This window comes from Aeromicrobium sp. (assembly GCF_049587115.1).
Taxonomy (GTDB): domain Bacteria; phylum Actinomycetota; class Actinomycetes; order Propionibacteriales; family Nocardioidaceae; genus Aeromicrobium.
In genome coordinates this window covers 1-7,486 of sequence record NZ_JBAVDI010000089.1, presented here as the reverse complement: position 1 = coordinate 7,486, position 7,486 = coordinate 1, and the positions used below count along the sequence as shown (strand labels likewise).

General features: G+C 67.0%; 11 protein-coding genes. 6 read left to right on the top strand and 5 right to left on the bottom strand.

The window, feature by feature from the left end; genetic code table 11:
- Positions 1 to 461 (bottom strand): hypothetical protein (locus WB461_RS08890; RefSeq protein WP_423852375.1); only part of this gene is annotated, 461 nt, incomplete at its 3' end.
- 155 nt (positions 462 to 616) lie between these two features.
- On the opposite strand from WB461_RS08890, the gene WB461_RS08885 reads away from it, so the two are divergent.
- The gene (locus WB461_RS08885; protein WP_423852374.1) at positions 617 to 1,345 is read left to right on the top strand and encodes a GAF and ANTAR domain-containing protein; all 729 of its coding nucleotides are present in this window, start codon (positions 617 to 619) and stop codon (positions 1,343 to 1,345) included.
- Here WB461_RS08885 and WB461_RS08880 read toward each other — a convergent pair.
- Positions 1,342 to 2,202, bottom strand: coding sequence for a Ku protein (locus tag WB461_RS08880; RefSeq protein WP_423852373.1), 861 nt, complete (start codon positions 2,200 to 2,202; stop codon positions 1,342 to 1,344). The two genes, WB461_RS08885 and WB461_RS08880, sit on opposite strands and share 4 nt — an antisense overlap.
- A gap of 117 nt (positions 2,203 to 2,319) precedes the next feature.
- Here WB461_RS08880 and WB461_RS08875 point away from each other — a divergent pair, with 117 nt between their 5' ends.
- A complete protein-coding gene (locus WB461_RS08875) occupies positions 2,320 to 2,973 on the top strand; it encodes an RsmD family RNA methyltransferase (RefSeq protein ID WP_423852372.1) in 654 nt (217 codons plus the stop codon).
- A 4-nt stretch (positions 2,974 to 2,977) separates the two neighbouring features.
- Here WB461_RS08875 and WB461_RS08870 read toward each other — a convergent pair whose 3' ends face one another.
- A complete protein-coding gene (locus WB461_RS08870) occupies positions 2,978 to 3,715 on the bottom strand; it encodes a CatB-related O-acetyltransferase (RefSeq protein WP_423852371.1) in 738 nt (245 codons plus the stop codon).
- Between the two features lie 159 nt (positions 3,716 to 3,874).
- Positions 3,875 to 4,216, bottom strand: coding sequence for a DUF3817 domain-containing protein (locus tag WB461_RS08865; RefSeq protein ID WP_423852370.1), 342 nt, complete (start codon positions 4,214 to 4,216; stop codon positions 3,875 to 3,877).
- Between the two features lie 55 nt (positions 4,217 to 4,271).
- On the opposite strand from WB461_RS08865, the gene WB461_RS08860 reads away from it, so the two are divergent.
- The 4 genes from WB461_RS08860 (at position 4,272) to WB461_RS08845 (ending at position 6,688) form a co-directional block, all read left to right on the top strand.
- On the top strand, positions 4,272 to 4,916 hold the full coding sequence (locus WB461_RS08860; RefSeq protein ID WP_423852369.1) for an amino acid-binding protein: 645 nt from the start codon (positions 4,272 to 4,274) through the stop codon (positions 4,914 to 4,916).
- 49 nt (positions 4,917 to 4,965) lie between these two features.
- Positions 4,966 to 5,871 (top strand): 1,4-dihydroxy-2-naphthoyl-CoA synthase, encoded by a 906-nt coding sequence (locus tag WB461_RS08855; protein WP_423852368.1) that lies wholly within the window; start codon positions 4,966 to 4,968, stop codon positions 5,869 to 5,871.
- A 248-nt stretch (positions 5,872 to 6,119) separates the two neighbouring features.
- On the top strand, positions 6,120 to 6,374 hold the full coding sequence (locus WB461_RS08850; RefSeq protein WP_423852367.1) for an addiction module protein: 255 nt from the start codon (positions 6,120 to 6,122) through the stop codon (positions 6,372 to 6,374).
- Positions 6,371 to 6,688, top strand: coding sequence for a type II toxin-antitoxin system RelE/ParE family toxin (locus WB461_RS08845; protein ID WP_423852366.1), 318 nt, complete (start codon positions 6,371 to 6,373; stop codon positions 6,686 to 6,688). The genes WB461_RS08850 and WB461_RS08845 overlap by 4 nt, the downstream gene beginning before the upstream one ends.
- 233 nt (positions 6,689 to 6,921) lie before the next feature.
- Here the strand turns inward: WB461_RS08845 and WB461_RS08840 are convergent.
- Positions 6,922 to 7,486, bottom strand: a 565-nt coding sequence (locus WB461_RS08840) for a hypothetical protein (protein WP_423852365.1), incomplete at its 5' end; no start/stop codon positions are given.

Here is a 7,486-nt window from a genome sequence, read left to right as displayed (position 1 = left end):
GTCGTGTACGATGCCGGCCGTCCGGGAGCGAGGTGGATCGTGACCTCGTCGCTGATCGCTGCGGCCAGCGCATCGGTGGGATTGCTGCTTCGGACGTCGCGGACCGCTTTGGTGGCGGGTGCCAGATGCCAGATCAGTGACACGTCATGTCGGACGCCGCAGGCTCGGCAGAGGTCCACGATCCGGCGGGTGTGGTTCTGGTCGGACTTCTCAGAGCACACTGCAACGACGTGAGAACGCGGCTGATCTGTCTCGGCGAGCTGAGCCAGTGCAGCAGCTCCGGATGGAGTGTCGAGTCGCAGCACCGCGTGGGTCGCGGATCGGAGCCATCCGGTCTGTGTCGTCACGCTGTGGGTGCTGCAGCCACGTCGCGCGAGCTCAAGGCTCAGGGCGTCCTCCAGCTGATCGCGATCGCCGAACAACGTCACGGTCGTTCCAGCCAGATCGGTTTCGTCATTCATCAATCCGGCCTTCCCCGACTACTCGCGACGCTCGTCCCGTGAGGCAGGAAAAGTACCCAACCATGCGCCACACAAACCGGCACGACGGCGGGCTATAGATTTGACCTAGATCGTGTGGTTCGCTTGACCCGCCCGCCCCAACAGAGGAGCTCTTCGTGGACAGCTCGACGTTCTTCTCGCAGATGGCTTTGGATCTGCAGGACGAGCCCAGCCCCGAGCGAACCATCGAGCGCATTGCCGAGTACGCACGGGTTGCCACGCACTGCGATGACGCCGGCGTCATGCTGGTTCACGCGCGCAACCAGATCGAGACAGCCGCAGCGACCTCTCAGCGCGTCGCAGAGTCACACAACCTGCAGATCATCCATGATGAAGGACCGTGTCTCGATGCGATCGAGGGCGAGGCCTTCTATCTATCGCCCGACGTGGCCGCCGACGAGCGGTGGCTGCACTGGGGACCGGCCGTGGCCGAACTCGGCATCCACAGTGCCCTCAGTCTGCGGCTGGAGACCCGCAATCGACATTACGGCTCCCTCAACTTGTATGCGGAGCGGCTGGGAGCGTTCGACGACGATGACGTAGCGGTGGGAGCGATCTTCGTGCGGCACGCGGCAGTCGCCATCGCGAATGCCCTCAACGAGTCTGGACTGCAGGTCGCCATCGATGCCCGCAAGCTGATCGGTCAGGCGCAGGGAATCCTGATGGAACGCTACGACCTGGATGCTGATCGAGCCTTCGAGTTCCTACGCCGGCAGTCGCAGGATCACAACGTCAAGCTTCGGTACGTCGCCGAGTGGGTCGTTGATCATCGGAATTCGCCCAACGTGGCCTTCACTCCGCCGCCCCGTCCGCCGGTCGCGGCGGGGGGAACCAAGACAGGCTAGGACGCGGCCTTCTTCTTGGCTGGCTTCTTGGCGGAAGTCTTCTTGGCCGGCTTCGTGGTGCCGGTCTTCTTGCTGGCCTTCTTGCGGTCGACGCTGCGCTTGAGTGCCTCCATCAGATCAACGACATCCGCATCTGCGGTTTCGTCGGGCTCGCCGAACGTGGCCTCGGTGTCAAGCGTTGCGCCCTTCTCCAGTTTCGCCTCGATCAACGTGCGCAGCTGCTCCTGGTAGTCGTCCGTGAACGCCGCCGGATTGAAGTCCTCTGAGAGGGAGTCGACGAGCTGCGCCGCCATGTCACGCTCCTTCTGGCTGATCCGAGGAGTCGTGGCAAGGACGTCGAACGCAGGGCTTCGCACCTCGTCATCCCACAGCATGGTCTGCAGCAGGAGGACGTTGCCGCGCACGCGCAGGGCCGCCAGCCGAGTCTTCTGCCGCAGCGCGAACTGGACGATGGCCGTCCGGTCCGAATCCTCGAGCGCACGCCGGAGCAGGGTGTACGGCTTGAGCGCGCGCTCCTCGGGCTCGAGGTAGTAGGCCTTGTCCAGCCGCATCACGTCGACCTGGTCCGCCGGGACGAACTCGACGACCTCGATCTCATGATTACGCTCGGCCGGCAGTGAGGCGAAGTCCTCGTCGGTCAGCACCACGGTGCGCGCCCCGTCGTCATAAGCCTTGTCGATGTCCTCGTAGGCAACGATCTTGCCGCAGACCTCGCACCGGCGCTGATACCTGATGCGGCCGCCGTCCTGATTATGGACCTGGTGCAGCGAAACGTCGTGACTTTCGGTGGCGCTGTAGACCTTGACGGGCACGTTGACCAGTCCGAACGTGATCGCGCCCTTCCAGATGGATCGCATGCCTTAGTGAATCGCGGTTCGGGACCGGACGCCACTGATCGGAGTTTGGGCGCGCGCGGGCTGGGTAACTGGGCCGTGCCGTTATCGCAGACGGAGCAGGTCGACGAAGGGGTAGTCATGGCCCTCGACGTGGAAGAAGTCCGCATCGAGCAGATCGAGTTCGGACCGCTGATCATCTCGTACGACGAGCGTGTGCTCCGGCCGCGACGATGGACGACGGCGCAGTCCGCCTGGGCGTCAGGCCTGCTGCAGGACGCGCCCGAGGGGCCGGCCCTCGAGCTGTGCTCCGGGGTGGGTCACATCGGACTGCTTGCCGTGGTCGGTGAGGTCCGGAGGATGGTCATGGTCGACGCCTCCGAGGCCGCCTGCGAGCACGCTGCGGTCAACGTCGAGCGCGCTGGAATGTCTGGCCAGATCGACATTCGCTGCGGGCCGATGGACGAGGTGATCGCGGCTGACGAGCGGTTCTCGCTGATCATTGCGGATCCACCCTGGGTGCCCAGCGAGGACACGTCGCAATTCCCCAAGGATCCGTTGCCGGCGATTGACGGCGGCCCCGATGGTCTGGACCTGGCCCGCACCTGCTTGGAGCTGATCGGCGCGCACCTGCACGAACGAGGCTCAGCGATCCTGCAGATCGGGACTGCCGAACAGCTGACGACGATTGCCGACCACCTGTTCGACGAGCCAGCCTTGCGTCTGCGGGTGGCAGAGTCCCGTACGTTCGAGGGTCAGGGCGTTCTGGTCCAGCTCGTCAGGTCGGGTGGCTGATCCGCTAGCCCCGGCGGAAGCGGCGGCGCCCGGGTGCGGGTGCCGGGGGTGGCTTCACGATCTCGACGTAGCCCGGGTCGTAGGGGGCGAGGTCGGATTCGACCCGGGCGCGAAGCAGCTCGGCGGCCGCGACCGGATCGTCGTACGGGATCCCGGAGAGCTGGTTGGGGGAGAACCGCCACCAGCGCAGCGCCGTGAGCTCGTCGCGAAGGTCATCGGGCACGCGAGACCGGATGACCTTGGCTGGGGTGCCGCCGGCTACCGAGTACGGCGGAATGTCGCGGGTCACCACAGCATTGGCCGCGATGATCGCACCGTCTCCGATGTTGACGCCGCGCAGCACGACCACGTTGGCACCGAGCCAGACGTCGTTGCCGATCGTCGCCAGGTCACCCGCGACGCTGCGGAAGCTCTGGCGGCCTCCGGCCTCCGGGTCGACGACCTCGGAGGAGTCCGCCGCCGGGTGCCAACCCCAGGTCGTCTTCTTGTACTGGAATGCCGAGACGCTGAGCCACGTCGTCGGATGGCCGGTGGCGCCCAGCAGGCTCCCAGGCCCGATTTCGCAGTAGCGGCCGATCGTCGCGGCCTGCACCTCGATGTCGCGACCGAACTCGGTGAATGCTCCGATGCGCGTGTCTGAGCGCAGCACGATCGGCCCGAGGAATCGGACGGGGGGCTCGACGAGCAGGCGAGACCCACCAACACGTTGCACGTGACCGGCGCCGCGGGTGTGCTCGTTCACCTGTTCTCCTTCGGATCTCGCACAGGCTATCGACTTCGGTCCGGTGCCGTGCGCCTCGCCGCACTATCGCGCGCAGCTGGCTGCGCCTGCCGGGCGTCGACGCCTTTCATCGTCCTCCACCCAGGCCTCCCGGGCCCGGCAGCCTCAGCGCCTGACAGGTCAGGCGGAGGTCACGAAGACCGGGCGTCCCAGCAGACCCTTGCGGTCGGCGAGCACCTCGAAGACGTAGGTGAAGAATGGCGGGATGCTCGCGGCCAGGGCCAGCAGCGTCGTCTTGAGACTCCAGTCGAACGACCGCCGAGCGAGGAGGCACGCCGCGAGGTATGCGATGAAGATGGCGCCGTGGATCGGACCCATGATCGGAACGCCGCCTTGCGCGCCGGTGTGAGGATCGGCCGCGACCACCCACTTGAAGAACATGGCGATCAGCAGGCCGGCCCAGGAAAGGGCCTCGGCGATCGCGACGGTACGGAACACAGTGCGGAGGGTGGAGGGGTTCACCCCACCACGCTACCCGCGTAACGCCAACGAAATGACTGGCGGTGACAATGGTCATATGGCCTTCCTGCTTCGCGTCGAGCTGCCCGACGTGCCTGGTTCGTTGGGTGCGCTGGCGACGGCCCTCGGTGTAGCTGGCGCCGACATCGAGGCGATCGAGATCGTGGAGCGCCGCCCCGACGGCCGGGTCATCGACGATGTCCTGCTGGAGCTCCCGGCGCGGGTCATGCCCGATGCGTTGATCACTGCCTGCCACGCACTCGACGGCGTCGCGGTGGCCTGGATCTCTCGTTACAACGCCGGTGCCAATCTGAGCATGGACCTCGAGGCGGTCGAGCGGTTCACTGAGGATCCTCAGCAAGCGGTCGCCCGCCTCATCGAGGTCATTCCGTCGACGTTCCGGACCGATTGGGCCATGGCCCTGCACCGGGTCGACGGCGAGCCGGTCGTCATGTCCAAGTCCGCCACTGCGCCGCGTCTGGTGCCGGCGGCGGCCGCCTGGCTCGGCATCCGTGGAGCTGAGGTGCTTCGGGACGTGCCGGAGTGGGACTCGACGGTCCTGGCCGCTTCACCGGCTCGCGATCGCCGAGGAGACGTGTTCGTCGTGGTCGTCGGCCGGCGCGGCGGACCTGAGTTCCTGGCTTCCGAGCTGGCCCGGCTGGGCCACATGGTGTCGCTCGCGGCGAGCGTCCAGGCCCGCTGAGCCGGTCCGCGGGGGCGCAGCGGCACGGGCCCGCGATATTCTCGCGGGCATGACCGTCTCCGAGATCTTCGACCCATCCGCCTGGAAAGAGATCCCCGGTTTCGAGGCACTGGAGGACATCACCTACCACCGTGCAGTCGAGCACGGCACAGTTCGCATCGCCTTCGACCGTCCCGAGGTGCGCAACGCCTTCCGGCCCGGCACGGTCGACGAGCTCCTCGCGGTGCTGGAGCACGCGCGACAGTCCTCCGACGTCGGCTGCGTGCTGCTGACCGGCAACGGGCCGTCGCCCAAGGATGGTGGCTGGGCATTCTGCTCCGGCGGCGATCAGCGCATCCGCGGGAAGGCCGGCTACCAGTACGCCGAGGGCGATTCGGCTGCGACGGTCGACCCGGCCAAGCTTGCCCGCCTGCACATCCTCGAAGTGCAACGTCTCATTCGCTTCATGCCCAAGATCGTGATCGCGGTGGTGCCGGGCTGGGCTGCCGGCGGCGGCCACAGCCTGCACGTCGTCGCCGACCTGACATTGGCGTCCGCCGAGCACGGAAAGTTCAAGCAGACCGATGCTGATGTGGGCTCGTTCGACGGCGGCTTCGGCTCGGCCTACCTTGCCCGTCAGGTCGGCCAGAAGTTCGCCCGCGAGATCTTCCTCCTCGGCGACGAGTACTCCGCAGCCGACGCGCACCGCATGGGCATGGTCAACAAGGTCGTCCCGCACGCCGACCTGGAGGCCGAGGCGCTCAAGTGGGGCGCCAAGATCAACGCCAAGTCGCCAACCGCGCAGCGCATGCTCAAGTACTCGTTCAACATGATCGATGACGGGCTGGTGGGGCAGCAGGTGCTGCTGGGTGAGACGACCCGGCTTGCGTACATGACCGACGAGGCCCAGGAGGGCCGCGACGCCTTCCTCGACAAGCGCGCGCCGGACTTCAGCTCGTACCCCTGGTACTACTGAGTCAGCGACGTTTGCGCAGGTCAGAGCGATATCGCGCTTCGGTTCGGGGGCTCTAGTCCGCAAAAAGTCCGCAAGAATTCCAAGAGCTTCTGTGGTGAGACTCCGGATGAGGAGACGAAGGCTTCGATGTGCGTCGTCTCAGCGCAGGAGTCAGAGCCGGCGTGGGGCAGAGCTGACGAGCCGCCCTCGCGGACGTCAAATGCGCTGGACTCCTTTCGGCTGTTCGAGCTGGTCCGTAGACTGATTGCATGTCGCTGAGCGCGTCGGAGTTCTTCGAGGCGAGGATGTCCCTGCCTCCTTCGGTGCGTGAGGATGTGGCGCTCCGGCTGCTCGAGTCCCTCGAGGCGGTCGGCCAAGAAACTGTGGCCGAGTCGTGGACGGCTGAGATCGGCTCCCGCGTCGAGGAGATGGTCAGCGGCGACGTGCAGATGGTTCGCGGCGAGGATGTATTCGCTGAGTTTGCTGATCGACGAGCTACACGCCAGGCCGCGCGCGACGCATGACCCGCGGCTTCGGCTTCCACCCGGAGGCGAAGGCGGAATTTTTCGCTGAAGTCGAGTGGTACGACGAGCGTGAGTTCGGTTTAGGCGCACGTTTCGAGATCGCGGTCCGCGAGGCGATCGACGCTGCGGTCGACTCGCCGGAGACATGGAGCGTCTGGCCGGGCTGGGAGCGGGAGCCAGCAGTGCGGTCCAAGCGGGTCAGCGGCTTCCCGTACCCCGTCGTCTACTTCGTCACCGGCGAGGAGTCGGCGATCCTTGCGATTGCGCACGCCAAGCGGCGACCCGGCTCTTGGCGTGCACGGATCAGGCCCTGACGCGTCCGCGCACGTGCCTGATTGTCGCGTCGGCGCGGGGCGGCGCGGTCGTCGGCCAGGCGACCTGGAGATGTTGGTCCGGGACTTCACCTTGAGCCCGGCGTCGGCGTCGCGAGCCCCAGGGCTTGGCGCATGAGCCCGCTGGCAGCCGTCCCCCCAATAGGGTCTGGCATCCAGGTCTCTTCGGGGGGTGCGCGACGAGGTGCTGGCGTGCACTGACTTGGCCGCTCACGTCACTCCTGCAGCGGGGTTGAGCGGGCCGGCAGTAGGCACAAGCGCTCCACGGCCGGTTCGCCCTCCCACTGCCAGGCGGCCACCTGCTCCGCACTGCGCCGACCGGTCATGGCCCGGAACAGCTCGAAGCGGTCGGCTGTGACGCCGCTGTCCACCGGCGCCGAGCCGCACGTGGTGCGCGTGCCCTCCGACGTCGTCAGCACCAGGCCGCCCTCGCCGTAGCCGTCCCGCAGCTGCCCGAGCACCGTCGTCGCCCACTCCCAGCCGACGTTGACGCCCTCGCTGGCCCGCTCGCCGGGGAGCAGCAGCGCTCCGCGCAGGTCGTGCTCGTGGGTCGCTAGGTCGAATACCACCTGCGCGGCCTGCATCGCGTCCACCGTCAGCAGTGCGTCGGTCACCGGCGCCTGCTCCCACTCGGTGAGCAGGTCGTTCACCGTGCAGTCCTTACGTGCGCTCACCTGCGCGGCGGTCCACGGGTCGCTACCCGCGCCTTCGATGCGGCCGGCGGCGACGTCGACGGCGACGCCCGCCACGTGCGCCAGCAGGTCCTGCACGCTCCAGTCC